The organism is Colwellia sp. D2M02 (assembly GCF_018860755.1).
In the GTDB taxonomy this organism is placed as follows: Bacteria; Pseudomonadota; Gammaproteobacteria; order Enterobacterales; family Alteromonadaceae; genus Colwellia; species Colwellia asteriadis.
Genome location: NZ_JAHKPW010000028.1, coordinates 11,867 through 37,784 on the forward strand (window position 1 = coordinate 11,867; position 25,918 = coordinate 37,784).

Annotated in this window: 26 protein-coding genes; 17 read left to right on the plus strand and 9 right to left on the minus strand. The window is 37.2% G+C overall.

Going from position 1 to position 25,918, the window contains the following annotated elements; genetic code table 11:
- Positions 1–139 precede the first annotated feature (139 nt).
- Positions 140–1,804, minus strand: coding sequence for an asparagine synthase B (gene asnB / locus KO495_RS03490; RefSeq protein WP_215979008.1), 1,665 nt, complete (start codon positions 1,802–1,804; stop codon positions 140–142).
- A gap of 420 nt (positions 1,805–2,224) precedes the next feature.
- Entirely contained in the window at positions 2,225–2,902 is a 678-nt protein-coding gene (locus KO495_RS03495; RefSeq protein ID WP_354668359.1) for an MOSC domain-containing protein, read from the minus strand.
- Between the two features lie 129 nt (positions 2,903–3,031).
- Here KO495_RS03495 and KO495_RS03500 point away from each other — a divergent pair, with 129 nt between their 5' ends.
- Genes KO495_RS03500 through KO495_RS03510 form a run of 3 tightly spaced genes read left to right on the plus strand, consistent with a single transcriptional unit; the run spans position 3,032 to position 4,068 of the window.
- On the plus strand, positions 3,032–3,304 hold the full coding sequence (locus tag KO495_RS03500) for a hypothetical protein (protein WP_215979009.1): 273 nt from the start codon (positions 3,032–3,034) through the stop codon (positions 3,302–3,304).
- Between the two features lie 44 nt (positions 3,305–3,348).
- Entirely contained in the window at positions 3,349–3,720 is a 372-nt protein-coding gene (locus KO495_RS03505) for a DUF2750 domain-containing protein (RefSeq protein ID WP_215979010.1), read from the plus strand.
- 21 nt (positions 3,721–3,741) lie between these two features.
- Complete coding sequence (locus tag KO495_RS03510) at positions 3,742–4,068, plus strand: hypothetical protein (RefSeq protein WP_215979011.1); 327 nt, start codon at positions 3,742–3,744, stop codon at positions 4,066–4,068.
- Positions 4,069–4,199: 131 nt separating this feature from the next.
- Here KO495_RS03510 and KO495_RS03515 read toward each other — a convergent pair whose 3' ends face one another.
- The gene (locus KO495_RS03515; protein WP_215979012.1) at positions 4,200–5,048 is read right to left on the minus strand and encodes a PEP-CTERM sorting domain-containing protein; all 849 of its coding nucleotides are present in this window, start codon (positions 5,046–5,048) and stop codon (positions 4,200–4,202) included.
- A gap of 547 nt (positions 5,049–5,595) precedes the next feature.
- On the opposite strand from KO495_RS03515, the gene purE reads away from it, so the two are divergent.
- From purE to hppD, 3 genes are all read left to right on the plus strand, one after another.
- Positions 5,596–6,087 (plus strand): 5-(carboxyamino)imidazole ribonucleotide mutase, encoded by a 492-nt coding sequence (purE, locus tag KO495_RS03520; RefSeq protein ID WP_215979013.1) that lies wholly within the window; start codon positions 5,596–5,598, stop codon positions 6,085–6,087.
- On the plus strand, positions 6,087–7,196 hold the full coding sequence (locus tag KO495_RS03525) for a 5-(carboxyamino)imidazole ribonucleotide synthase (protein ID WP_215979014.1): 1,110 nt from the start codon (positions 6,087–6,089) through the stop codon (positions 7,194–7,196). Before purE ends, KO495_RS03525 begins: the two co-directional genes overlap by 1 nt.
- A 461-nt stretch (positions 7,197–7,657) precedes the next feature.
- Entirely contained in the window at positions 7,658–8,713 is a 1,056-nt protein-coding gene (gene hppD, locus KO495_RS03530) for a 4-hydroxyphenylpyruvate dioxygenase (RefSeq protein ID WP_215979015.1), read from the plus strand.
- Positions 8,714–8,823: 110 nt separating this feature from the next.
- On the opposite strand, the gene can is transcribed toward hppD, so the two are convergent.
- On the minus strand, positions 8,824–9,423 hold the full coding sequence (can, locus tag KO495_RS03535; protein ID WP_215979016.1) for a carbonate dehydratase: 600 nt from the start codon (positions 9,421–9,423) through the stop codon (positions 8,824–8,826).
- Between the two features lie 197 nt (positions 9,424–9,620).
- On the opposite strand from can, the gene ppiC reads away from it, so the two are divergent.
- Positions 9,621–9,899 (plus strand): peptidylprolyl isomerase PpiC, encoded by a 279-nt coding sequence (gene ppiC / locus KO495_RS03540; protein ID WP_215979017.1) that lies wholly within the window; start codon positions 9,621–9,623, stop codon positions 9,897–9,899.
- A 33-nt stretch (positions 9,900–9,932) separates the two neighbouring features.
- Here ppiC and KO495_RS03545 read toward each other — a convergent pair whose 3' ends face one another.
- Positions 9,933–10,100 (minus strand): DUF2897 family protein, encoded by a 168-nt coding sequence (locus tag KO495_RS03545; RefSeq protein WP_215979018.1) that lies wholly within the window; start codon positions 10,098–10,100, stop codon positions 9,933–9,935.
- Positions 10,101–10,489: 389 nt separating this feature from the next.
- Here KO495_RS03545 and KO495_RS03550 point away from each other — a divergent pair, with 389 nt between their 5' ends.
- A complete protein-coding gene (locus KO495_RS03550; RefSeq protein ID WP_215979019.1) occupies positions 10,490–12,037 on the plus strand; it encodes a methyl-accepting chemotaxis protein in 1,548 nt (515 codons plus the stop codon).
- Positions 12,038–12,187: 150 nt separating this feature from the next.
- On the opposite strand, the gene KO495_RS03555 is transcribed toward KO495_RS03550, so the two are convergent.
- Complete coding sequence (locus KO495_RS03555) at positions 12,188–12,817, minus strand: PilZ domain-containing protein (protein WP_215979020.1); 630 nt, start codon at positions 12,815–12,817, stop codon at positions 12,188–12,190.
- A 218-nt stretch (positions 12,818–13,035) separates the two neighbouring features.
- Between KO495_RS03555 and KO495_RS03560 the strand changes: the two genes are divergently transcribed.
- The 4 genes from KO495_RS03560 (at position 13,036) to KO495_RS03575 (ending at position 17,592) form a co-directional block, all read left to right on the plus strand.
- Entirely contained in the window at positions 13,036–14,379 is a 1,344-nt protein-coding gene (locus KO495_RS03560) for a lipoprotein-releasing ABC transporter permease subunit (RefSeq protein ID WP_215979021.1), read from the plus strand.
- Positions 14,380–14,506: 127 nt separating this feature from the next.
- Positions 14,507–15,253 (plus strand): lipoprotein-releasing ABC transporter ATP-binding protein LolD, encoded by a 747-nt coding sequence (lolD, locus tag KO495_RS03565; protein ID WP_215979022.1) that lies wholly within the window; start codon positions 14,507–14,509, stop codon positions 15,251–15,253.
- Positions 15,246–16,517: a lipoprotein-releasing ABC transporter permease subunit LolE gene (lolE, locus tag KO495_RS03570; RefSeq protein WP_215979023.1), complete on the plus strand. Its 1,272-nt coding sequence runs from the start codon at positions 15,246–15,248 to the stop codon at positions 16,515–16,517. The genes lolD and lolE overlap by 8 nt, the downstream gene beginning before the upstream one ends.
- Positions 16,518–17,124: 607 nt before the next feature.
- Complete coding sequence (locus KO495_RS03575) at positions 17,125–17,592, plus strand: GNAT family N-acetyltransferase (RefSeq protein WP_252738783.1); 468 nt, start codon at positions 17,125–17,127, stop codon at positions 17,590–17,592.
- A gap of 99 nt (positions 17,593–17,691) precedes the next feature.
- Here KO495_RS03575 and KO495_RS03580 read toward each other — a convergent pair whose 3' ends face one another.
- The gene (locus tag KO495_RS03580) at positions 17,692–19,140 is read right to left on the minus strand and encodes a M20/M25/M40 family metallo-hydrolase (RefSeq protein WP_215979024.1); all 1,449 of its coding nucleotides are present in this window, start codon (positions 19,138–19,140) and stop codon (positions 17,692–17,694) included.
- 85 nt (positions 19,141–19,225) lie between these two features.
- The gene (locus tag KO495_RS03585) at positions 19,226–19,759 is read right to left on the minus strand and encodes a YaeQ family protein (RefSeq protein WP_215979025.1); all 534 of its coding nucleotides are present in this window, start codon (positions 19,757–19,759) and stop codon (positions 19,226–19,228) included.
- A 175-nt stretch (positions 19,760–19,934) separates the two neighbouring features.
- Here KO495_RS03585 and KO495_RS03590 point away from each other — a divergent pair, with 175 nt between their 5' ends.
- Positions 19,935–21,056 (plus strand): alanine--glyoxylate aminotransferase family protein, encoded by a 1,122-nt coding sequence (locus KO495_RS03590; protein ID WP_215979026.1) that lies wholly within the window; start codon positions 19,935–19,937, stop codon positions 21,054–21,056.
- A 108-nt stretch (positions 21,057–21,164) separates the two neighbouring features.
- Here the strand turns inward: KO495_RS03590 and KO495_RS03595 are convergent, their stop codons facing one another.
- Entirely contained in the window at positions 21,165–21,584 is a 420-nt protein-coding gene (locus KO495_RS03595) for a VOC family protein (RefSeq protein WP_215979027.1), read from the minus strand.
- Positions 21,585–22,109: 525 nt separating this feature from the next.
- On the opposite strand from KO495_RS03595, the gene napE reads away from it, so the two are divergent.
- The 4 genes from napE (at position 22,110) to napA (ending at position 25,910) form a co-directional block, all read left to right on the plus strand.
- The gene (napE, locus tag KO495_RS03600) at positions 22,110–22,271 is read left to right on the plus strand and encodes a periplasmic nitrate reductase, NapE protein (RefSeq protein WP_215979028.1); all 162 of its coding nucleotides are present in this window, start codon (positions 22,110–22,112) and stop codon (positions 22,269–22,271) included.
- A 3-nt stretch (positions 22,272–22,274) separates the two neighbouring features.
- Entirely contained in the window at positions 22,275–22,913 is a 639-nt protein-coding gene (locus tag KO495_RS03605; protein ID WP_215979029.1) for a ferredoxin-type protein NapF, read from the plus strand.
- 67 nt (positions 22,914–22,980) lie between these two features.
- On the plus strand, positions 22,981–23,253 hold the full coding sequence (locus KO495_RS03610; protein WP_215979030.1) for a chaperone NapD: 273 nt from the start codon (positions 22,981–22,983) through the stop codon (positions 23,251–23,253).
- A 158-nt stretch (positions 23,254–23,411) separates the two neighbouring features.
- Complete coding sequence (gene napA / locus KO495_RS03615) at positions 23,412–25,910, plus strand: nitrate reductase catalytic subunit NapA (RefSeq protein WP_215979031.1); 2,499 nt, start codon at positions 23,412–23,414, stop codon at positions 25,908–25,910.
- The last annotated feature ends 8 nt before the right edge of the window (positions 25,911–25,918 follow it).

A 25,918-nucleotide genomic window follows, 5' to 3' on the forward strand; every position in this document is an offset into this window, starting at 1 on the left:
AAGAAGTTAGGAAAAGTAACTGCTAGAGAAACATTTATTAAGCCGAGCTCAGGTTAATTAAGCTAAAATTGAGTTGAAAAAAAACCACTACGTAATGAAGTAGTGGTTTCTATATTTGATTTATAACTGAAATTAAGTATTAGTAACTTTCGTTATGAACACTTAATACTGCACGGCCTGAAGGGTCAGCGTTATTTTGGAAACTTTCGTCCCATGCAAGTGCTTCTTGGGTACTACAAGCAACTGATTTTCCGCCAATCACACAATCTGCAGCAGAAGGCACAGGGAATTTTTCTTCAAAAATACAACGGTAGAAATAAGCTTCTTTACTATCTGGAGTATTTACAGGGAATCTAAATTCTGCACTTTCAAGTTGTTGATCGGTAACTTGTGATTCAACATGCGCTTTTAAACCGTCAATCCATGAGTAACCAACACCATCAGAAAACTGCTCTTTTTGACGCCATAAGATTTCTTTTGGTAAATAGCCTTCAAACGACTCACGTAAAATCGCTTTTTCCATTTTACCATTACCGCACATTTTATCTTCAGGGTTGATGCGCATCGCAACATCCATAAAGTTTTTATCTAAAAATGGTACGCGTGCTTCAATACCCCACGCCGACATAGATTTATTGGCACGTAAACAGTCAAACTTATGTAATCGGTCTAATTTACGGTTAAGCTCTTCATGAAACTCTTGCGCGTTTGGCGCTTTATGGAAGTATAAGTAACCACCAAAAATTTCATCTGCGCCTTCACCTGAAAGTACCATTTTAATGCCCATTGCCTTAATTTTTCGCGCCATTAAGTACATTGGGGTAGAAGCACGGATGGTTGTTACATCATACGTTTCTAAGTGATAAATCACTTCTTTTAATGCATCAATACCTTCTTGCTCGGTAAAAATAACACTGTGATGAATAGTGCCAATACTATCTGCAACCGTTTGTGCTGCAATTAAATCAGGCGAGCCAGCAAGACCACAAGCAAAAGAGTGCACTTTTGGCCACCAGGCTTCGGCTAAGTCATTATCTTCAATACGACGTGCGGCAAACTTTTGGGTAATAGCTGAAATTAATGATGAGTCTAAACCGCCTGAAAGCAATACACCATAAGGAACGTCAGTCATTAAGTGGCTTTTTACTGACTCTTCTAACGCTTCGCGAATTTTAGTGGTGCTGGTAGTATTATCTTTAATAGCACCATACTCTTGCCAGTTACGTTTGTAATAACGTTGTAATTCACCAACACGGCTGTCTAAAATATGCCCAGGAGGAAATTCGCTTACCGTTTTACAAATAGGCATTAACGCTTTCATTTCAGAGGCAACATAAAAGTTACCATCGCTATCATAGCCTGTATATAAAGGAATAATGCCAATATGATCGCGGGCAATTAAATAGCTGTTATCTGTTTCGTTATATAGAATAAACGCGAACATGCCTTGTAGCTTATCAACAAACTCAACACCAAACTCTTCATAAAGCGGTAAAATAACTTCGCAATCTGATGCGGTTTGAAAGCTGTAATCAACGTTCAAGCCTTTAGCTAAGGTTTTATGGTTATAAATTTCACCATTAACCGCTAAAACATGGGTTTTGTTTTCATTGTATAGAGGCTGTGCACCGTGCTCGGTATCAACAATCGAAAGACGCTCATGAACTAAAATAGCGTTATCGTTATTGTAAATGCCAGACCAATCTGGACCGCGGTGACGTAAAAGACGTGAACATTCTAACGCTGAAGGACGAAGTGCATCAGCACTTGTTTTTATATCTAATATACCAAAGATCGAACACATTGAAGCGCTACTCCTTTAATTTTAATTGGGTTTAACTCAATATGAGTTAATTGAATTTTTATGCAGGAAATTATTGCTATGAAGGGTATTATCTTGCTTTAACCTGATTTATTCACTTACTTCAATTGAAAATCAATCAAAAATACGAATAAATATGCAATAGAGTCACTTTGACAGTTTTGAAATAAAAAGCAATAGCAAAAACTAAAGTTTTTACACTAAATATTAATTTGACGTTTTTTAGGGTACTTCTAAGGCCATTATTTGGCTAGTAATTCGTAACAGCTTTTCTCGTTGCTTAGATAAAAAGGTGTAATAACTAAACTCGATATTTTGGTTGTTAGCTTGCTTTAAGGCAATGGCATGCGACAGATGTTTTTTACGGTGATACCTGCCAAGTTAGCTCAAGCTCATATTCAACTATTCGCCCTGCAATCGAAATTGCCAACTTTCAACCACCTTGTTGGTCAGTCGCGCAGCCACTTTATTTTGCCAGCTGGCAGAAAGTGTTTGTTGTTGACTTAACTTTTCTAAGCCTTTTTGATTAAGAGGATCACCGAAGAAAATCTTGCATACCTCATCAACAGTCATAGGGTTATTCACGCGCTTTATCAAAATCAAGGGGTCATTAACACTGACAATACCAGGGGTAACCACTCTATATAACCAGCCGCAGCGATGGTTCTCTTGCATTTTTTCTGAGAATCTCTCAATGCCCCAACGTTTATTGAGCTTAAAGCAAGGGGAGCGAGGTTGGCTTACTTCAATAACGGCATCCCCCCATTGATATTGGTCACCTAAACATACTGATTGCTCTGTCATACCGAAAGTACTGATATTCTCTCCCATTCCTGGCGCTTGCCAATTAATGGTATTACCGTAAATCTCTCGCCAATAAACATAATGCTCAGCAGGATATTGATGTAAAGCACGCTCTAAGCCGCCGTGGTGAGTTTTATCTGCACACTCATCACCAGCTAACCCTGTGAACGATAAATAAAGTGGCGTTAATGCGGCTTGTTTATTTATAGCGCTTTGCATATTGTAACATTGACTGACTACGCCACAATAAAGTGCATTAATTGAATGTGATAACACAATAGTCCTTCATATAAATAGAGTACTCAAACAAGCTTGTAAAATTGTTATAAGTTTAACAATCGTAAAGCTAATATCGTATAATCAACAATATACCGTGACCTTTATAAGTTTAACAACAGACATTTTATGAATAAAAATATATTACCTCCGTTTATTGGTGTTTTCGCAAGCTGGTTAGTTATTTGGCAGTTACATCGCTATTTATTAGTTGATAATTGCTTAGATATAAGGGGAAGTTTTCAATATAGTACAGGACAATGTTTACTTGATAATGGCGTTGTGCAGAGCGATGGTTTAACCTCCGTAATGCTAGTGACCTATTTTGCGGTAGGTTTTATTGTGGCGTTATTTGTCGCTACATGTGTTCGTAAACTTATTGCTTCTCGCGGTGATAAATAGCGTATAATTGTTGAATAAATTTTAAGAGTCTATTGAGTGTAAGTATGAGTGATATAAATAACAGTACAGAAACAATGAATGCGTTTTTACAACAAGTAAAGCCAACGCAAGTTTTTTGGGCGCTACAAGATAAAGCCAGTGAAGATTGGGTGGTATTAGACTCACCTAGTTTTGAAAATACTGATGTCATGCCATTATGGTCGACAGCAAACTTAGCTCAAGAGCATTGTATTGAAGAATGGTCTGACTACGTGCCTTGTGAAATTTCGGTGGCAGAGTGGTTAGAGTTTTGGGTTGAAGACTTAAATGAAGACGGGGTAATTGTTGGCGTTAATTGGCAAGGTGATGAGCAATACCTTGAAATGGAACTAGCAGAGTTTACCCAAGGGCTTGCGAGCATCGAGTCTTTTAAATAACGCGTAATACAAGGGAGTATCATGAACCAAAATATACAACAATTGGCTGAAGAGGTCGCTAAAGCTAATGATGCTTTTTACGCTAAATATCAGCATGTAGATACTTTGATGGGAATTATGGATAAAACACTCCGTCAACAGGGGATATCGGCTGATGCTATTACCATTGACTGTGTTGCGTTAGATAAAAAAATTGTTTTATTAGTTCATGATAATCAACCCGAAGTGGTTGATGTTGCATTAGGAAATAAAGCAGGAGAGATATTTTCTTCGTCTAAATATGAAAGGGAGCAGCTTGATATAGCTACTATTTTAGCGATTATGCAAACTAATTTTATTAACGCGTAGCCGCTCTTTTTCATACTTTATATTTTACTCTATACCGTTAATTTCAAAATGAAAACGCCGTTCATTGATGTCCATGAACGGCGTTTTTAACCCGTTACAGTCCTGTAACTTTCTACTTGTAGCATCACTATTTAATGATGAGTACGTTTTATACGCATTAAGCCAAGTAAAGCTAAGCCAAACATTGCAATAGTTGCTGGCTCTGGAATATTACGGCTTTGTAAACCAACAACAATATTATCAAATTCACCGGCAACACCAGTACTGGTTACCATGAATGAGTCAAAAGCAAAATCTTCAAACTTAATATTAATATATAAGTTTGATTCTAGGCCATTTTGATTACCTGGTGTACCTCCGCTTTGAGCAAGTAATGTTGAACCCAGTAAAGTTTCACTGGTGTTTGTACTTGAATCAAAAAAGGTAAAATTATTATAAGCATCAATAGAGCCCCAATAAAAACCTAAATAATCAATTTTATCACCACCGGTTAAAAAGCCTCTATAGTCAACAGTTACCGTATTACCTGTACCTTCACCAGGGGTAAAACCAAAACATGTTTTATCGCCAATAGTGGCGTGATTCCCTCCTGGAGGAGCACCTACACCGTGATCGTTACTTGTTCCGTCACCTTTAACACCTAAATTACCGGTAACACTGATTGAGCCAGAAGAGTTTACTCCACAACCTGCGGAGACTGCGTTTCCAATTTCATCTAACCCGCTCCAGTTAAAGCTTTTATCTTGGGGGAAGCCTTCAAAGCCGATCATTTTCGTGGCGGCATCAAAAGTTTCTATTAAGTATCCATTGGTTGGATCGATTTTGTTCGAGGCATCTACAAACGAGCTAGTTAAACCTGAGCCGTCTGTTGCCACTTGTCCACCGGTTGTAATGATTAAACCAGCGACTCCTTGATTCGCTGCTAACAGCAACGTTGTCCCTAATAGTGCTGATAAATATTTATTTTTTAGAAAAGCCATATCTATTCCTTAAAAGTATCAAACATATAGGTCATTACCAATAATGCATATACTATTCCTAAAAGTAATTAGTCACGAAAAACAAGCTATTAGTGACTTATGAGAATAGGGCTACCTTCTCGAGTGTAAAATAAACTGACAGCCTGATTGTTGAATAAAGCTGTCTGGCGTCAGCGTAAAGCAGAGCAATAATGTTAATATTGTTAGTTGCTGTTTTAAGTGTTTTATTGGCTATATGACAAGAAAGAAAGCTGCTATAATATCGCCTTGTTTTTTTGAACGCTTCAGTAAAATTTATTCTTTAACTGCTTTTAAATAAGCTATTCATTACTGAAACGTATAAAAATCAACGTGTTTATTGATAATATTTATCAGTATAATACTGCTATATTATTGGCTCATTAGTTTTTATTTAATATGAGTTCTTGCTATTTAATGAATATATTACCGATACAGTAAGTGAGCGTTAAATAGTTTTCCTGTAAATGTAACCGTTGATGCACCAATTTATACGTCATAACTCAATGACTAACGAGGTAATTAAAATATGAGTCAAGTAAATAAAAAAATGAAAGTTGCAATTATCATGGGGTCTCAATCAGATTGGCCTGTTATGGAAAATGCAACGACTGTGCTTAATGCTTTAGATATTCCTTATAAAGCTATGGTTGTTTCTGCACACCGTACACCAAAAAGACTTGTAGAGTTTGCCGAAAATGCAGAAAACGAATATAGCTTAATTATTGCTGGCGCAGGTGGCGCAGCTCACTTACCGGGCATGGCAGCATCAATGACTTGGTTACCCGTTATTGGCGTACCAGTAATGAGTAAAGCACTTAAAGGAATGGACAGCTTATTATCTATTGTACAAATGCCAAAAGGTGTTGCCGTGGCAACACAAGCAATTGGTGAAGCTGGTGCATTCAACGCAGGCCTTATTGCTGCACAAATGTTAGCGATGGGTAATGAAGATTTACAAGTAAAATTAAAAGCATGGCGTCAAGCACAAACAGATAGCGTAGCATGGGAGACAGTGTAATGCGCATTGCTATTGTGGGATGCGGCCAACTGTCTAGAATGATGGCGCTTGCAGGTATTCCATTTGGTATTGAATTTAGCTTTATCAACGATAGTGACAATGACGACACTCGTTGTGTTGACGGTTTAGGCTCTGTTGTGAAGTTAAGTGATTACTGGCAAGTTGGCCAAGATGCACAAGCATTATTTGATGCATTAGGAAAGCCCGATACAGTTTCTGTTGAAAAAGAGCAACTCGATATCCAAATATTACAAGCGTTAGCACCTTATACGCGTGTTAATCCATGTGTTGATGCTGTATTGGCTTGTCAGCACCGTAATAAAGAAAAATCACTATTAGCACGCTTAGGTATCCCTTCTTCACCATCACTTTATTGTGTTAGTGCCAAAGAAGCGATGGAGAAGCTTAAACTTCCTATGGTGGCTAAATCATGTAGTGATGGTTATGACGGTAAAAACCAATGGGTATTAAAAACACCCGCAGACGTTGAGCATTTTGATAGTTTAAACATGCAAGATTATATTATTGAAGCATGGATAAAATTTGAAAGAGAAGTGTCGATCGTTTCGGCCCGCGGTTTAAACGGTGCTATTATGCATTATGACATTACAGAAAATGAACACCAAAATGGCATATTGAAAAAATCCATTGCACCAGCTGCTAATGTGAGCGCAGCGTTAACGAAAAAAGCGCAATCGTACATGGAAAGCCTGTTAACTGAACTTGATTATGTTGGCGTTATGGCGATGGAATGTTTTGTACTCAATGATGAGTTAATCATTAATGAGTTAGCGCCACGTGTTCATAATAGTGGTCATTGGACTCAAATAGGCAGTGTTACCTGTCAGTTTGAAAACCATGTTAGAGCGCTTGCTGGCATTGAGTTAGGTAGCACACAAATACTCGGTAGTGTTGGTATGCTTAACTTAATTGGCACCGATATTCCTTCAGTTAATGAAATGTCACAAGCACTATGCGGCAACTCAAAGCTATATTGGTATAATAAAGTACCGCGCCCAGGGAGAAAGTTAGGTCACATTAACTTTTTAGCTGCAGACGCTGAAACACTAAGCCAAGCTATGCAACCGTTAGCTAAAGTAGTTTTATAAAAATACCATCGTTATTACATTAATAGCGGATTGAATGGGTAAGATAACAACGCACTGTTGTTATCTTACCCATTTTTTATGTCTGTTCCTTTCACCTGAGGGGCTTTTTATTTTTACTTTTTAATTTTTAATTTTTAATTCCCTAAACTCGATTTACAGAAGCCATTTCAATAAATTTCTATTTCCTATACAAGAGCTGACGATAAATTTTTAGCAACGAATTATCGTGACATTTTCTTATTCGTTTGTGTCTCATCATAGCCTGTAAAATATTTGTTACATCAAATTTTCAACCACTGTTTAGCTTAGACTAGTTTACGTTATTATTTAGCCAATATTATTGTACATAATTTTTTACGTCTGCGTTTTTAGCCTTATTCTGCTTAGCCTTTCGTTAAAGTGAATTCAACTAGATAATGGATTTATTACAACAACAACACGTTGACAGAAGAGAGATTATAATGACGGATAGTAAAAACCCTTTACAGCTTTGTGGTATTGAATTTACTGAATACGCTAGCCCAGATTCAGATTTTATGGAAAAAGCCTTTTATGGTTTTGGTTTTTCTAAAACTAAAAAATTCAAAGGTCGTGACATTGATTACTTCAATCAAAACGATATTCACTTTTTATTAAATAAAGAGAAAGCGGGTTTTTCAAAAGAGTTTGCTAAAAGTCATGGACCTGCTATTTGTTCAATGGGCTGGCGCGTTAAAGATGCTGAATTTGCATTTAATGAAGCGGTAAAGCGCGGTGCCAAATCGGCAGAGAATGAACCAAATAAACTGCCATATCCAGCTATTTTTGGTATTGGTGACAGCTTAATTTACTTTGTAGATAACTTTGCTGATATTGGTAAAAACAAAGGTTTAATTTACGAAGATGACTTTGAAGCACATGCTGAGCCAGTAATTAATGAAGACAAAGGCTTTTTAGCCGTAGATCACATGACCAATAATGTACATCAAGGTACTATGCATAAGTGGGCTGACTTCTATAAAGAAGTATTTGGTTTTACTGAAGTACGTTACTTTGACATTAAAGGTGTTAAAACCGCCTTGATTTCTTATGCGTTACAATCACCATGTGGCAAATTCTGTATTCCAATCAATGAAGGTAAGGGCAGTAAAGATAATCAAATTGATGAATACCTAGACGAGTATAACGGCCCAGGTGTTCAGCATTTAGCTTTCCTTACCGATGATTTAGTTGCTTCGTTAGATAAAATTGACCGTTCAATTATCGACACCTTGAATATCGTACCAGAATATTACGATGAAATTTTTGACCGCGTACCTTGGGTTAAAGAAGACAAAGATAAAATTCGTGAGCACCAAATATTAATTGATAGCCAAAGTGAAAACTCGTATTTATTACAAATATTTACGAAGAATTTATTTGGTCCTATTTTTATTGAAATGATTCAGCGTGTAGATGATCAAGGCTTTGGTGAAGGTAACTTCTCAACATTGTTTAAGTCGATTGAGTTAAATCAAATGGAGCGTGGCGTTTTATAGTTTGCCGTAGCCATTGTTTAATGTGTTAATAAAAAACCAGCATAATTGCTGGTTTTTTATTAATTTTTAATTCGCTTAAGTCTCTGCTAAAAAACTATGTATTTATAGTTTTACTTACCGTTAGATGATACTTTCAAGTCCTTTAATATGCCATCGTGTAAGTTATACACGACACCATGAACGGTAATATCTTGATTTGCACGCCATGCATTTTGTAAGGTCATGGTATTACTGACATTAGCAACTTGCTCAATAACATTTAGCTCACACAAGCGATCGACACGCTCTTTCTCGTCGGTTACCGCATCCATCTCTTGTTTATGAAAACGATAAACATCTTGTAAGTGACGTAGCCAGTTATCAATAAGGCCGTAGCTTTTGTCGTTAAGTGAAGCAATAACCCCGCCACAACCGTAATGGCCACAAACAATAATATGTTGTACTTTTAATATATCAACAGCAAATTGAATAACCGATAAACAATTAAGATCCGTATGAATCACTTGATTAGCTATATTGCGGTGTACAAATACCTCACCAGGTTGCATACCTAATAAATCATTAGCTGGCACACGGGAGTCTGAGCAGCCAATCCATAAATATTTAGGGGATTGTTGTTTGGACAGGTTTTCAAAAAAATCTGGGTTATCTTCCGTGATTTGTGCAGCCCATTTTTTATTGTTTTCAAATAAATGAGAAATATTGGTCATGTATGATTATACCTATACTAATGCCGAAGGAGGGGTAAGCCGTTAATTTACGCCATAGTAATGCGAAGTAAGTCATAAGTAAAAGTAATATTCGTACTAAGCGTAATCGTAGTATACTTACTAATAGTATAGTGTTGGCTGTGCCATCATCGATACTTATTAATTTTCAAGTTTTCAGGTTCAGTAAAGAGGAATATATGGCTACGGCGTGCGCATTACATATTTTAGTAAAAACAGAGAAACAAGCCTTAGCTTTAAAAGCGCAACTTGATGGCGGTGCTGACTTCTCGACATTAGCAAAGAAACACTCCACCTGCCCATCTAAAAAAAAGGGCGGTGATTTAGGTGAATTTCGTCGTGGTCAAATGGTAAAAGCTTTTGATGACGTTGTATTTAAAAAGCCAATACTTAAAGTACACGGACCGGTAAAAACAAAATTTGGTTTTCATTTAATTAAAACTATTTATCGTAATTAAATGACTAGCAGCTATGTAATTATTGATAGCTGCTTATTGTTCTTTTTTCTCTTCTTTATCTAGCATTTCATTACGCTTCTTAATGTCGGCTAATTGCTCTCGCGTTAAATTAAATTTTTTAGCCGATTTTCTAATTAAGAAAATCCCGCCAAGAATGCTGCCAAATATGAGTACTGTGATTATAATTTCTACGTATGACATAAACCCTCTGTTTATTTATGATCTGTTTGGTAATATAAAACTATTTTTATATTTTATATGCTAAAATTTCTTTTTTAAATTAGTGCGTTAGTATGTGTTCTTTGTAATAAGTATCTAACGATGCTTTCAACGAGAAATGTTTGTTTAACAATGCTTCTAAGTTATTTATTATATGTTATTAGTTGCTTATTAAATATATAACAAAGCAATTTTTCAATTGTGGTTATTAGGTTAAGCCTAATATAAAAATACTTTTTTAGGTTGTTTTTTAGTGCTCAATAGATATTTTTTTTAATAAAAACTCTTTCCTAGACTACACTTAGCTTCAACACCTATTTTTCATTAATTATTATCTTTTATACATTACCATTATGGGAGAGTAAGGCACTATGGCACGGAATAATCAAACATTAATAGATGAGGAAGTCTCGTTTTCTGAAAATGAACAGCTTATTTCGGTTACTGATACTCGCGGTGTTATTCTTTACGCGAATGAAAATTTTTGTCGGGTTGCAGGTTACACTCAGGAAGAGCTTTATCATAAAAATCATAATATTGTCCGTCATCCAGACATGCCTAAAGCCGCTTTTAAAGATTTGTGGGAAGAATTGAAAGCAGGAAATCATTGGCAAGGTATGGTGAAAAACCGTTGTAAAGATGGCCGTTATTATTGGGTTAGCGCTTATGTTACGCCAATGTTTGAAAATGGTGTCCTAAAAGGTTATCAGTCAGTGCGAGTTAAACCATCACAAGCATTAAAGAAAAAAGCAGAAGAAACCTATAAAGCATTAAACAATAATCAAAAGTCGATATCTGAAGCACAGAAGAATGTGATTAAAAAGTCTATTTCTTTTGCATCACTCCTTTTCATTATAACGAGTGCCTTTTTAATGGCAGGTGCTTTTTGGGGGGCAGCAACATTACTGGCAGTTGTTGTTTTATATTTATCATTATTTGATGAATTAGTGGTATTGCCTCGTTACGTAAATAAACAAAAACAAAAATATACTAGTATTTGTCGTCATGTCTATACGGACGGTGGCGCTCAGTCTGTACTTGAGTTTCAAGAAATTCTTTATCAAGCGCGCATTAGAACTATTTTGGGGAGAATGGATGATTCGTTGAGTGTTATTTCTAATGTTATTAGTAATCTAGGGCAGGCTATTATAGATACAAATGACAAAATGAATAACCAAAACCATGAAACTACGCAAATAGCGACGTCTATGAATGAAATGTCGACAACGATTGCCGATGTTAGTGAAAATGTTGTGCAAACCGCCGATAGAGTAGAGCAAATATATCAACAATGTGCGACTTCAAAGACGTTAATTTCTAGTTCAGTCAATGATATTTCAACGTTGCAAAATGATGTCACATCAGCCCATGATTTGGCCGAAGAGTTAGTAAATATTGTTGCTTCAATTAATGCGCAAATGACAGAAATACAGGGTATTGCTGATCAAACTAATTTACTGGCGTTAAATGCGGCAATTGAGGCTGCGCGTGCCGGTGAACAAGGTAGAGGGTTTGCTGTTGTCGCTGATGAAGTGAGAGCGTTAAGTGGAAGAACGCATAGCGTATCTGAAGGTATTAAAGACTCTGTGCATCAAGTAACCGCAAAACTTGCCGATGTTTCTGGGTTAATGCAAGGCAATATTAAAACCAGTCAAGGTTGCGTTGACTCAGGTGAAGCTGCTCATAATTCAGCGGAAGAGATATTTCAGCAGATGTTGTCTATTTCTGATTTAACTACGCAAGTCTCTACCGCATCGGAAGAACAAAGTGTGGTCGCTGAAGAAATTAACCGTAATGTTCAGCGTGTTGCTGAATTAGCACAGGAGTTAGTCGACTCAGATATACTTTCAACAAATATCGCTGCGTTAAATAAAGAGTCGGGTCAATTAACCGAATTGTCGAATACATTTACTCGTTAGTTGATGATATAAAACCAACGAAGGGTATACCTAAATTTATATGGATTTAAAACTTTGTTTAAATGAAAGCCTGCAAAACTCTGTTGCAGGCTTTTTTATTGATTTATATAGCTTTTGTTAAGATTTCCCTATGTTCATTGTGGCATTCTGTTAGTTACTACGCTCTTGGTTTCTGTGTTGAGCTAATTTTTGTAATTGCTTAGCTTGTTCATGTAAACTGATACGTACTAATGCTTCTCGGTCTTCTTCTCGAATGAAATGAAAAATTGCCTTGTGCTGGTAAGAGCTCTCTGCTGTATTTTCTTGGGCTGCACTGTCATCCGTTTCACTTGCCTCAATGACTTCTGCATAACAGTATAACGCGCAGTTATTATCTAAAAGGAAAAGTTTAACCTCTAACATTTGACCAATAGCAAAACATGCTGTTGCATTAAACTTTATACCACCACCACCAAATTCTATGCCTTGATACCTGTATTGCTCTTTATCTTGCTGACTGAGTATATAGGTGACCAATAGGTCAATTTTTTTTGCTTGTAGGTTTAAAAAATCAACCAGTTGAGCACTCACGCTGTTTAACGCTTGTAAAGGGCGTAAAGCACTTTGGTCAACCGTTGTTACATCGCTTGCTAACTTAAAAGGGGTTGGCATATTACTAAGAAAGTCATCAAAACTACTTACATCGGTTGTTAGCGGGTGAATGTTTAGCGTGAAGTTGTGCGCTATGGCGAAAAACTCGTGGTATTGCGCTAATTTTTGCTCAAGTGTTTTAGTGTTCATAGGTTAATTATTAGCTCAGAGTAAAAGGATACTGCCGCTCAAACCTGTGCCAGCAGTTATAACTATAGAGTGACTACAATAAAATAAAAGTAGTGAATTAATAGCGAATTTAAAATATATCACTTAATGATATCTTACACTAATTAACTCAAAAAAATGTAGTTGATATGGTATGCTGCTTTATCTTATTTATTCGCGAATAAACTTAATTAACCTCAATGTTTCAACCTATTAGTATCTTTATTGGGCTTCGCTATAGCCGAAGCCGTAGTCGAACCGGCTTTGTTTCTTTTATTACCTTCTTTTCTATTGTTGGTATTTTATTAGGTGTTACTTCATTAATTACCGTGGTATCGGTGATGAACGGCTTTGAAGGAGAACTTAAGAAGCGCATTTTAGGCATAGTGCCTCACGTTGTTATTAATGATGTTGATAAAGTACAGTCATTTTATGCTGCCAATGAAAATAATACTCAAGCCAAAGCGTTATCAAACACTTCGCCATCATGGCAACCCTTAAGACAAGGCTTATTAGAGTTCCCTCATGTGCTACACGTTAGTCCATTCCTTGAAAGTGAAGCCTTAATTCAGTCTCCATCAGGGTTACAAGGTGTATTAATGCAAGGCATTGAACCTATTTATGAGCAAAATAATATCATTAATCAAGATATGGTTATTGGCTCACTCAACAGTTTAAGCGATCAGCCTTACACCATTGTTGTTGGGCAATCATTAGCGCGGCAACTTAAAGTGACTTTAGGTGATGAAGTTAGGTTAGTTTTGCCAAATAAGAGCGTTTTTACGCCAATGGGTCGTATACCAGTACAGCGTGTTTTTACCATTGGAGGTATTTTTAATGTCGGTTCACAAGTTGATGAAAGCATGGTTTATGTTAGTAATAAATATGGCGCTAAACTGCTAAGGCGTAAGGGCGACGGTATTGATAAACTGCGCTTATATTTAGACGATGCCTTTCATGCTAATACGGTCGTAAAACAGTTATTACTTGCGCAGCAGGCACCAAATAATAAACAGACACCAGTCATGCCACAACACCACCTAGCGAACACTTTGCCGCAAGAAATAACCTTTAGCGTATGGAGTGAAAGCCAAGGTGTATTATTTTCTGCGGTGAATATGGAAAAAAACATGATGTGGCTAATGTTAAGTTTAATTGTTGCTGTGGCAGCATTTAATATAGTTTCAGCGCTTGTGATGGTGGTTATTGATAAGCAGGGTGAAATAGCAATATTACAAACATTAGGCTTTACCCGCGCAGGTGTGGTTAAAATATTTATTACACAAGGTATGGTGAATGGTTTATGGGGTATTATTCTCGGCAGTGTTTTTGGGGTATTACTGACGCTGAATTTAAATAGCATTATTACAATGCTTGGCGTTAATTTATTAGGTGTTGGCGTGCAACATTTACCCGTAGAGTTAGTTTTAAGTGATGTGTTTACTATTGTTTTATCTGCACTGGCGATGAGCTTTATTGCAACACTATATCCTGCTTATAAAGCATCAACCACGCTACCTGCTGAAGTGTTGCGTAATGAATAGTTACTTTGTGAATGGTTATTTAATGAGTAATTATCATACTCCACCCAGTAAGAACAAAGTACCATTGTGCTTACTTATGCCATTATTAAGTTGTTCTCCGTTATTGTTACCCGTTAAGGTTTAAAAAATGAGTAAAGTATTACGTTGTTGCCAGTTAACTAAGTCGTATAAACAAGGCGATATTGAAACTAAAGTGTTAGATAACTTAGCCTTAGAGGTTGAAAAAGGTGAGTTACTCGCTATCGTTGGTAGCTCAGGTTGCGGTAAAAGTACTTTTTTACACCTTGCTGGCGCACTTGATGTGCCTAGCTCAGGGCAAGTATTGATTAATGATATTAATATTCATCAATTGTCAGATAAAGAACGGGCAAAATTTAGAAATCAACACATTGGCTTTATTTACCAATTTCATCATTTAATGATGGAGTTTAGTGCGTTAGAGAATGTTGCTATGCCGCTATTAATCCGTGGTGACAAACCCAAAAAAGCACAACAAGCTGCTAGCCAAATGTTAGCGCAGGTAGGGCTGGCACATCGTGAGCAACATCGCCCATCACAACTGTCAGGTGGTGAACGGCAACGTGTTGCTATTGCTAGGGCTTTAGTTACACAACCTTCATTAATTTTGGCGGATGAGCCTACCGGTAATTTAGACAGTGAAACTGCAGAACAAATCTATCAACTAATACGCAAATTAAATCATGAGATTGGTACGAGTTTTGTTGTAGTAACCCATGATCTAGCTTTAGCAAAGCGCATGGACCGACAAGTAACATTAAGCCATGGCAGTTTGGCTGTGAGTGATGACAAAAGTGTCCTTAGTGATGTTATCAAAACTACTAGTGTCTCTGGAGATAGTTCAGTCAATGTTTAACTCGTTAAGTTTGTTTTTAGGCTGGCGATATATTCGTAGTCGCCATGGCAATGGCTTTTCTGCATTTATTTCTGCCTCGTCAACGATTGGAATTGCTTTAGGGGTAATGGTTCTTATTGTGGTGCTAAGTGCGATGAATGGCTTTGAGCGAGAATTATCACAAAAGCTATTGTCGATAGTACCTCATGCTGAGTTGGTTAGTGTAAATAAACCCATTAATAACTGGCCGAAGAGTATTAAATCGTTACAAAATCAAGAGCACATTATTAGTGCCGCCCCAGTGATTAAGATGACAGGAATGCTACAACATGACTTACACCTAAAAGCGATTGAACTCCGTGGTGTTAATACCTTATTAGAGACACAAGTGTCGAGTATTGAGGATTATATTGTTGCAGGGGATTGGCATGGACTGAGCGATAACCAAGCATATGTGTCCAATACAATAGTCTTAGGTAGCGGCGTTGCTAAAAAGCTTAATGTTACTGTAGGCGATAGTATACAGCTATTATTACCTGCGCCTAAACAAGCTAATGATGTAAAGCAGGTATTTACCGCACCAGTTACAAAAACCGTGACAGTCGTTGCTATTTTTAAGTTTGGCGGCACTATTGATGAAGCATTAGCATATATTTCGTTAGAGCAAGCGAGTGCATTAATGGGCTACCAAGAAGGGCAAGCACAAGGGATCCGTTTACGTGTTGACGATGTTTTTGAAGCGCCAGCAATTGCACGTAGTGTTGCCTATAACTTTAACCATTATGTTTATATAAACGACTGGACCCGAACCCAAGGACACATATTTAATGATATTCAACTAGTGCGACTCGTAATGTTCATTGTACTGATTTTGGTGATTGCTGTTGCCAGCTTTAATATTGTTTCGACACTGATTATGGCAGTGAATGAAAGAAAAGGGGATATTGCTATTCTAAAAACCATGGGGGCAAGTGCGCCAGTGATAATGTTTTCTTTTATCATTCAAGGCTTGTTCAATGGCATACTTGGTTCATTAGTCGGTGGTGCTTTAGGTGTTTACCTTGCTTTAAACCTAACTGATTTAATCTCCTCTATTGAGAACTTCTTTGGAACAACTTTCCTTTCAGGTGATGTTTATTTTATTAATCACTTACCAAGTGTATTGCACCTGTCAGATGTTTATATCACTATGTTAACAGCATTGATAATGAGTTTTTTGGCTACTATATACCCTGCATGGCGAGCAACAAAAGTTGAACCTGCGCAAGTGTTAGGGCAGCTATAAATGAGATAAGGATTAAAAAGATTTTTATTTCATTTGTTACTTTGTTTTGAATAAATTGAAGACAAAAAAAAGCCCGCAAAATATGCGGGCTAACTTAAAAATAAGTTATAGAAGGAAGTTAAATTTCCAAAGAACATGTCAGAGAGAATAAATAGTAAGCTATAAATTCAAGTAATCTTGTTAGTAATTTCTCTATGGGAGTTAAGAAATTATTGCGCTAACTCAGAAAACAAAGCTATCTTAATAATTAAGTACCAGCTTCACAAACTAAAAAAAATATACTTTCGCATTAGAAAAACTAATGTAACTTTTTTAATGTTTCTTTGTTTGTGGTGGCTAAATAACTATTCATAAATAATTATTAATTACGAGTATTTAAGCAAAATAGAGGCATATTTATTTTTAGTTGAACAATTGTGCCATGATGATTTACTTATTAAGTAAAAAAATTATTTTCATATTATCAATTGTTTTTACTTTTATTGTGTGATTTTTGAATTAAATGTTGTTTTTTAACTCGAATTTAAAAGAAAATGACATTATTATTTTTTAGTTATTGTTAAATGTTCTAATCACCTGTTTCCCCAATAAGTATTATTATCGAAAAATGAAGTTTACCGTAAGCTTTAGAAAAGCGACCCATGATGACATTGATTTTTTATTATCGTTAAGAAAACGATCAATGACTAAGCACTTACTTGTTGCTGGCATTAAAATGACTAATGACCAACATATGGAGCGAATTAAAGAATTCTATGCTCAAAGCCATATTATTTTAGTTGATCGCAAGCCGGTCGGTTTATTAAAGCTTGGGGTGGTTGCATTAAATGATATGGAGAAAAGTTTACACATTCGACAGTTGCAAATTATGCCAGCATTTCAAGGGAAGGGAATAGGTAGTGCGGCATTAGATGTGGTGAAAAAGCGCGCGCTGCAATTATGTTTACCGATCACCTTAAATGTTTTATTGAAAAACCCCGCGAGAGCGCTATATCTTCGCCATGGCTTCCAAGTGGTCAGTCAGAATAAATTAGAATATCAACTGCGTTGCTCACTTGAAGTCATCGCCGCGTAAAAATACACTGACGATAGCTTTAAGTGATAAATTAAGATAATAAATGCTAGCTAAGCTGTGAACATTTTAGCTAGCAATGGCAGAGTAAAACCCTTACTTTTAAAAAATAAGTCCTTTGCCTTTAACTAGATTAGTATCTATACGGCTTGGTGTGATTTTTCCGGTTACTAAAGGCGTTGTTGCCGTAGCCAAGGTTTTTATAACTTGCTGCATAGAGTTTAAATCAAGGCTATTAATATCATCGGTTACTTGATGATAATGCTGGTCTTTGTCAAGTTGGGTGCTACTAAAGCTATGCGCTGGTACACCTAACCTAGCTAAAGTTGCATTATCAGAGCGGTAAAATAGGTTTTGCTCTGGGTAAGGGTCGGCATAAATCTCCTTACTCTGTTCTTTTAAGGCTATATTTAACTGCTCGCCTAAGGTTGAACGCTCCATTCCTGTCATCCAAACAGTACCAGCACCGAATTTAGCCGGCTTACCGATCATTTCAATGTTAATCATTGCGGTAATATCGCTCGGGTTAAGTTGAGCGGAGAAATATTTAGAGCCAAAGCCGCCAATTTCCTCGGCGCTAAACGCAGCAAACATTAATGTTCTTTCATTGTTATTTACTTGCTTGAAATGGTTGGCTAAATTAATAATAGCTGATACGCCAGAAGCATCATCATCTGCGCCATTATATATCTGCTGTCCCATACTTTGATGTGAGCTTTCGTCGCTGTGATTGCTTTTATGCTCATCAGGGCTAATACCGCCTAAATGATCATAATGAGCCGAATAAAGTACAATTTCATCAGGTAATGACTTACCTGGTAAGACACCAATCACGTTACTAATTTTAGTCGTGTTGACGTTAGTTGTTCCACTGATAGATAAGCTGTTTATCGTGGTGGTATCGGTTACTGCACCAACAATTATGCCACCGCTAGTGCTTTCGTTTTCATTAATAAGTTTGTTGAGCCCACGTGCAAAATAAGCTTGGTAGCGCTTAAAGGTTTTTTCATGACTAGGGTCTACTAATACTAAATGCTGACCTCCTTGTTGATTAATATTGCCTAAAATCGTTCGCAGGTTATCGTCTTTTTTAATGACGTGAATGGTAAGGTTGGCGGTATTTTCATTCCAAGTAAAGTCACTAACGGTACTTGCCATAGTTAATACATCAGCGCTAAGTGTGTTGTTATTGATGACAACGGTTAAAGATGCAGGTGTTATTGATTTTATTTGGTAATATTGTTGGAAATTATCGGTATTGTTTGCTGGCACTAAACCAACTTGCTGATAACGCTGAGCGATATATTGCGCTGCTTTTTCAATATCTTTTGAAAAGTTACCACGGCCATTAAGCTCGTCGCTCGCTAAATACGTAACGTCTTTAGTAATTTGGGTAAGGTTAATGGTGTTATCTAACGAGGTTTCTGTCGCTTGAAGTGCTTGAGTTTGCTTATCGCTTTTCTCTTCGTTAACACAGCCAGTTAATGAAATACTAAGCGCTATCGCTAAAGACAAACGTTTTATATTATTATTGTTAAATGAAGGTGACATAAATGGGCCTTTATTTGATTTCAGGTTAGTTTAGGTAAACGCGCTATAGTACACATAACTCTTTTGAGTGAAAAGCTTAGCGACTTTATTGTAATTTAATTGTTTCAACCAGTACGGTTTCATCGCCTGAAGAAAGCCATAATTGACCGTCTTGTATACTGCATTGAAATTCCATGGTACGACTTAGTAGTTTAACTAACGCATCACAAGTTTCAGCAGTGAACTGTTCAATGCTTAAACGATCAAATTTTTTCAGATTGCTTTGTGCTTGCCCCCACCATGTTGAGGCGCTTGCTCCATAACAATAGAGTTTGACTTGCTTAGCTTGATTTGATGCCTTTTTTAAACGCTTTTCATCAAGCTGACCTAGCTCAATCCACAGCGCTATTTCATCACTGTAATTTACTTGCTTAATGGCGGCTTCATCTTCATCACTTAATCCTTTGCCAAATTGTAGATCTGGGTGTGCATTTAAAATGTACGCGATTAATCTTACCATTAAGCGTTGCTCGGTTTCAGATGGATGCTGAGCAATGGTTAACTGAATACTGTCGTAATAATTACGATCCATATCGGCTAAGTCAATGTTTGCTTTGTATATCGTTGCTTTAAGTGCCATGAGTTTTTTAATAGAAGGTGTTTATAATTGGCAATAGTAGCAGTTAGTCTGCCGCTTGCCATTACATTTATCAAATGAATAGCTAGGATAAGAGTAATTTATTTAGTTTATAAACAGCTCAATGCTAGAGTGGATGTTACTATGATTATTTATTGTTAAATATTTTGAGGATTATATGTCTATTTCATCTTTTTTCCCGCCACAACGTACTTTAATGGGGCCTGGTCCGTCAGATGTTAATCCTCGGGTTTTATCCGCACTCGCACGACCCACAGTAGGGCATTTAGATCCAACCTTTATTGGTATGATGGATGAAGTTAAAACGTTGATTCAGTATGCCTTTCAAACAAAAAACACTTACACCATGGCAATTTCTGCGCCTGGCTCTGCGGGAATGGAAGCGTGTTTTGTTAATTTATTGACCCCGAACGATACTGTCGTTGTCTGTAAAAATGGTGTTTTTGGTGCACGCATGGTTGAAAATGTTACGCGTATTGGCGCTAAAGCAATTGTTATTGAGGGCGAGTGGGGCAGGGCTGTTAATCCACAGCAGCTCGAAGATACTTTAAAACAAAACCCTCAAGCGAGCGTTGTTGCTTTTGTGCATGCTGAAACCTCAACTGGCGCACTTTCTGATGCTCAAGCTCTATGTAGTATTGCTAAACAGTATGATTGTTTAACGATTGTTGATGCTGTTACTTCATTAGCAGGTGTTGAATTACGTGTTGATGATTGGGGAATTGATGCTGTTTATTCAGGCAGTCAAAAATGTTTATCGTGTGTGCCTGGCTTGTCACCAATCAGTTTTAGTGAGCAGGCAGCAGAGCTGATTAAAAAACGTAATGCGCCCGTTCAAAGTTGGTTTTTAGATCAATCGTTAGTAATGGACTATTGGTCAGGTCAAGGTAAGCGTAGTTACCATCATACCGCGCCAGTAAACTCTCTTTATGCCTTACATGAGTCGTTAGTAATATTACAAAATGAAGGGTTAGAACAAAGCTGGCAACGTCACCGTACTATGCATAATAAATTAGCGGGTGGTTTAGAACAGTTAGGTATTAATTTTATAGTACCTAAAGAGGAGCGTTTACCACAGCTAAACGCAGTATATATTCCTGAAGGTGTTGATGATGCTGCGGTGAGACATACATTATTAAATGATTATAATTTAGAAATAGGAGCTGGTCTTGGTGCTTTTGCGGGTAAAGCATGGCGTATCGGTTTAATGGGTTATGCTGCGCGTAATGAGAATGTAACCTTGTGCTTAGCGGCACTAAAAGATACCTTACCTGCATAATACCTAATCTTCTGCACTTAAATACTGTTCAAATAATTAAAACTATATACACGCACTATGTATAAATAAATGTAGTGCGTGTATTGTTAACAAATTATTAGCTTGGCTTTACCAAGTGCCAATATTCTCCATTTCGGCCCAAGGTGATTGAACAGGCAGCGCCCCGCCTTTTTGTAGCAGTTCAATTGAGATCCCGTCAGGAGACTTAATAAATGCCATGTAGCCACAACGTGGTGGTCTATTAATAACGACACCCTCATCTTGTAGCTTTTGGCAAAGCTGATAAATATCATCTACTTGAAATGCTAAATGACCAAAGCTTCTACCCGTTGGATATTCTTCTGCAGAATCCCAATTGTAGGTAAGCTCAACTTCTGGTGCACCTATTTCTGTTGCTAAATACACTAGCGTAAACTTTCCGTCAGGATACTCACTGCGTTTAGTTTCAATAAGACCGAGTTTATTAATATAAAAATCAAGAGAGGCATCTAAATCTTTCACTCTCACCATAGCATGTAAAAATTTCATTGTTTTTCCTTACGTAGGACAGAAGACAGGGGCTGCTGCCAATTAATCGCACTATTCTTATTTAAAAGAGAGGTAAAAATACACGTTAAAGTTAGCTAATTAATTGCAGCACTAACCCTCGTTGCTTTATAACAATAATTGACTTTTTTCGCTAGCGTTAGTAGATACATTTGAAGGAGTAATAGTAAGTTATGCTCGTATCTAACAAACTATAGAGTTACCTATTATAATTCTCTATTTATTAGTTGAGCTGTGATAGCGACATAGCAGCCTAATAAAAAGGTGAAAAATAAGAAGAAAAACTTTATTTTGTGTTATTTTTTGCTTAGATTATAGACACACTTAAATAAGTCCTGAATAAATGTTAAATAAGTGTGCCTTATATAATATGTATTGATCTAGGTCAACAAACAGAAACAGACAACAAACTAGTATTAGCTTCATTATTTTGATTTTAAATACTGTTACTGTAAGTACGGTGTTTATAAATATAGCTTATCTCATCATAAACCGTAGAGAGCCAATATGAATAAAGCAATATCACCTGAGCAACAGCAAAAACATGAACGAAATACCTTTATCTTTTTAGCGGTATTTTTAGCACCTATTTTATCCGTTATTATTGTCGCAGGCTTTGGCTTTGCGGTGTGGATCTCTCAAATATTCTTAGGTCCTCCGAGCGCATAATCGTTGTTCTCTTTTAAAAGAAACAAGTCAGATAAGCCTGAACGTTTGGTTGATCCTGCTCGGCGTCGTTTATTTAAAGGGCGTGTAAAAACCGAGTCAGTATTACGGCTACCTTGGGCTATTAATGATAAAGCCTTTACAGAGAGTTGCACTCAATGTGGCGATTGCATTGATGCGTGCGAAACAAACATTATTGTTAAAGATGAATTTGGCTTTCCTAAAGTTGATTTTACATTAGGCGAATGTACTTTTTGTGATTTGTGCATAACTCATTGCCAACAGCCATTATTTGTTAGTAGCTTTGCTCAGCAAGAGAGTTTACCTGCACAACTCAATAGCCAGCCACAGCATATAAACCCTTTGGTCACTCGTATTCATGATCCACAAATAGCAAGTACTGCTATTGAACCGCACAGAGATAAACCTTGGCCGGCAACGTTAGAGATAACCGATAAATGTTTAGCTAAAAACAATATTTATTGTCAAAGCTGCCGTGATGAATGTGAGCCTAACGCCATAAAGTTTGTTTATCTCAATTCAAGTATTCCAGAGCCTACTATTAACGAAACTGATTGTACTCAGTGTGGTGCTTGTATCTCAATCTGTCCACAAGAGTCATTGGTGTTGGATTTTAACGTATGATTTTTATACAGAACACATACTGTGTAGTGAATATTATAAACACAGTGAATTAAGACGAAGAGGGAATATGACAGACAATATAAATACGCCCACCGATGAATATCATGTTGCAAGCTTAGTTGCTTATTGTATGCAAGATCAAATAGGCGAAGTAACCCAAGCCATTAATGCTATTGAAGGGGCTGAAATTCATGCAACCAGTGTGGAAGGAAAAATTGTCCTAACTTTAGAGGGAGAGAGCCATAAAACTATTGGTAAAAAAATGGACCAATTAAGAATACATCAAGGGTTAATTAATTTATCTCCTGTTTATCATCAAGTTCTTGATGAAGGTCAATAAAAAATACTGGTAAAGGCATAAACTAGGATTAAATTTAACGTTAACACTACTGTGAACTTAACTGTAAGCGCCAATAATTTATAAAAATAATAGTGGCTTGGAAATTTATCAAGCTAAAACCATTAAATTGAATCGAAGAGCAAAGGAAAGGTGACCCAATGACCATTAATCGCCGAGAGTTTATTAAAGCTAATGCCGTTGCCGCGGCGGCGGCTGTCGCAGGTGTATCTGTACCTGCGATGGCATCAAATTTCATTACCAGTTCAGACCTTACTAAGCTGAAATGGGACAAAGCCCCGTGTCGTTTTTGTGGTACTGGTTGTAGCGTTAATGTCGGTGTAATGGATGGCAAGGTTGTTGCGACTCACGGTGATATCAAGTCGCCCGTGAATAAAGGCCTTAACTGTGTTAAGGGCTACTTTCTTTCTAAAATAATGTATGGGAAAGATAGACTTACCACACCTTTATTACGTATGACTAATGGGAAATACGATAAAGAAGGTGAGTTTACACCCATTACTTGGGAGCAAGCATTTAATGTTATGGCTGAAAAAGCCAAAGACGCTTTACAAAAAAACGGTCCGGAAGCATTAGGTATGTTTGGGTCTGGACAGTGGACAGTGCAAGAAGGCTATGCTGCGGTTAAGTTAATGAAAGCAGGCTTTAGAACAAATAATATTGACCCAAATGCACGCCACTGTATGGCATCGGCGGTTGGCGGCTTTATGCGTACCTTTGGTATTGATGAGCCTATGGGATGCTACGATGATTTAGAGGCGGCAGATGCATTTGTATTATGGGGTTCTAATATGGCAGAAATGCACCCTATTTTATGGACTCGTTTAACCGATCGTCGTTTAAGTGCACCACATGTAAAAGTGGCCGTTTTATCGACTTTTGAACATCGTAGCTTTGATTTAGCTGATAATGGTATGGTATTTACGCCGCAAACCGATTTAGCTATTTTAAATTATATTGCCAATTATATTATTGAAACCGGTCGTGTAAATAAAGATTTTGTGAATAAACACACTAACTTTAAGTTAGGTGAAACTGATATTGGTTACGGTTTACGCCCTGAACACCCTTTAGAGCAAAAAGCTAAAAACAATGGTAAAACTGCGGGCAGCTCAACATCGATTAGTTTTGATGAATACGCGAAATTTGTTAGCACCTATACCGCAGAATATACGGCTAAGTTATCAGGTGTACCCGAACATAAATTGAAAGCGCTTGCTGAGCTCTATGCAGACCCTAAAATTAAAGTAACATCATTTTGGACGATGGGCTTTAACCAACATACTCGTGGAGTGTGGGCTAATAACTTAGTTTATAACATTCACTTGTTAACAGGAAAAATATCCACGCCAGGTAACAGTCCATTTTCATTAACGGGTCAGCCTTCAGCTTGTGGTACCGCACGTGAAGTTGGTACATTCTCTCACCGTTTACCAGCTGATATGGTTGTAGCAAACCCTAAGCACCGTGCAACCGCTGAAAAAATTTGGAACCTACCTGAAGGCACTGTGCCTGCTAAACCAGGTTATCATGCTGCACTGCAAAATCGTATGTTGAAAGATGGCAAATTAAATTTCTATTGGGTGCAATGTAATAACAATATGCAAGCAGCAGCTAATATTAACGAAGAAGGCTATCCTGGTTATCGTAACCCGAAAAACTTTATAGTTGTTTCTGATCCATACCCAACGGTAACAGCACAAGCGGCAGATTTGATTTTACCGGCAGCTATGTGGGTAGAAAAAGAAGGGGTTTATGGTAATGCCGAACGTCGAACACAATCTTGGTATCAAATGGTAGAAGCGCCAGAAGGGGCTAAGTCTGATTTATGGCAGTTAGTTGAATTTTCAAAACGCTTCAATATTGAAGAGGTTTGGTCAGAAGAGTTAATTGCTAAAAAACCAGAAGTACGAGGTAAAACATTATTTGATGTGCTTTACAAAGAATCATCTGTTGGTAAATTTTCATTAGATGAAATCCCAGAAGATAGATTAAACCATGAATCACGTGAATTTGGTTTTTATATTCAAAAAGGTTTATTTGAAGAGTACGCTAGTTTTGGTCGAGGTCATGCTCACGATTTAGCGCCGTATGACAGATATCATCAGGAGCGCGGCTTACGTTGGCCTGTTGTTGATGGTAAAGAAACACAATGGCGCTTTAAAGAAGGTACAGACCCATACGCTAAAGCGGGCAGTGGTTGGGATTTTTATGGTCACAAAGACGGTCGCGCGGTTATTTTTGCTCTACCTTATGAGCCACCAGCTGAATCTCCAGATGAAGAATACGACTTATGGTTATCTACAGGCCGTGTATTAGAACATTGGCACTCTGGCTCAATGACACAGCGTGTTCCTGAGCTTTATAAAGCAATGCCTGATGCTTTGGTTTATATGCACCCTGATGATGCTAAAGCACGTAATATGCGCCGAGGAGATTTAGTGAAATTAATTTCTCGCCGCGGTGAAGTGCAAACTCGTGTTGAAACGCGTGGCCGTAATAAACCGCCTAAAGGTTTAGTATATATGCCTTGGTTTGATGCTAGCCGTTTAGTAAATAAAGTTACTTTAGATGCTACCGACCCGTTATCTAAGCAAACGGATTTCAAAAAATGTGCTATTAAAATTGTGAAAGTGTAGGAGTCTGT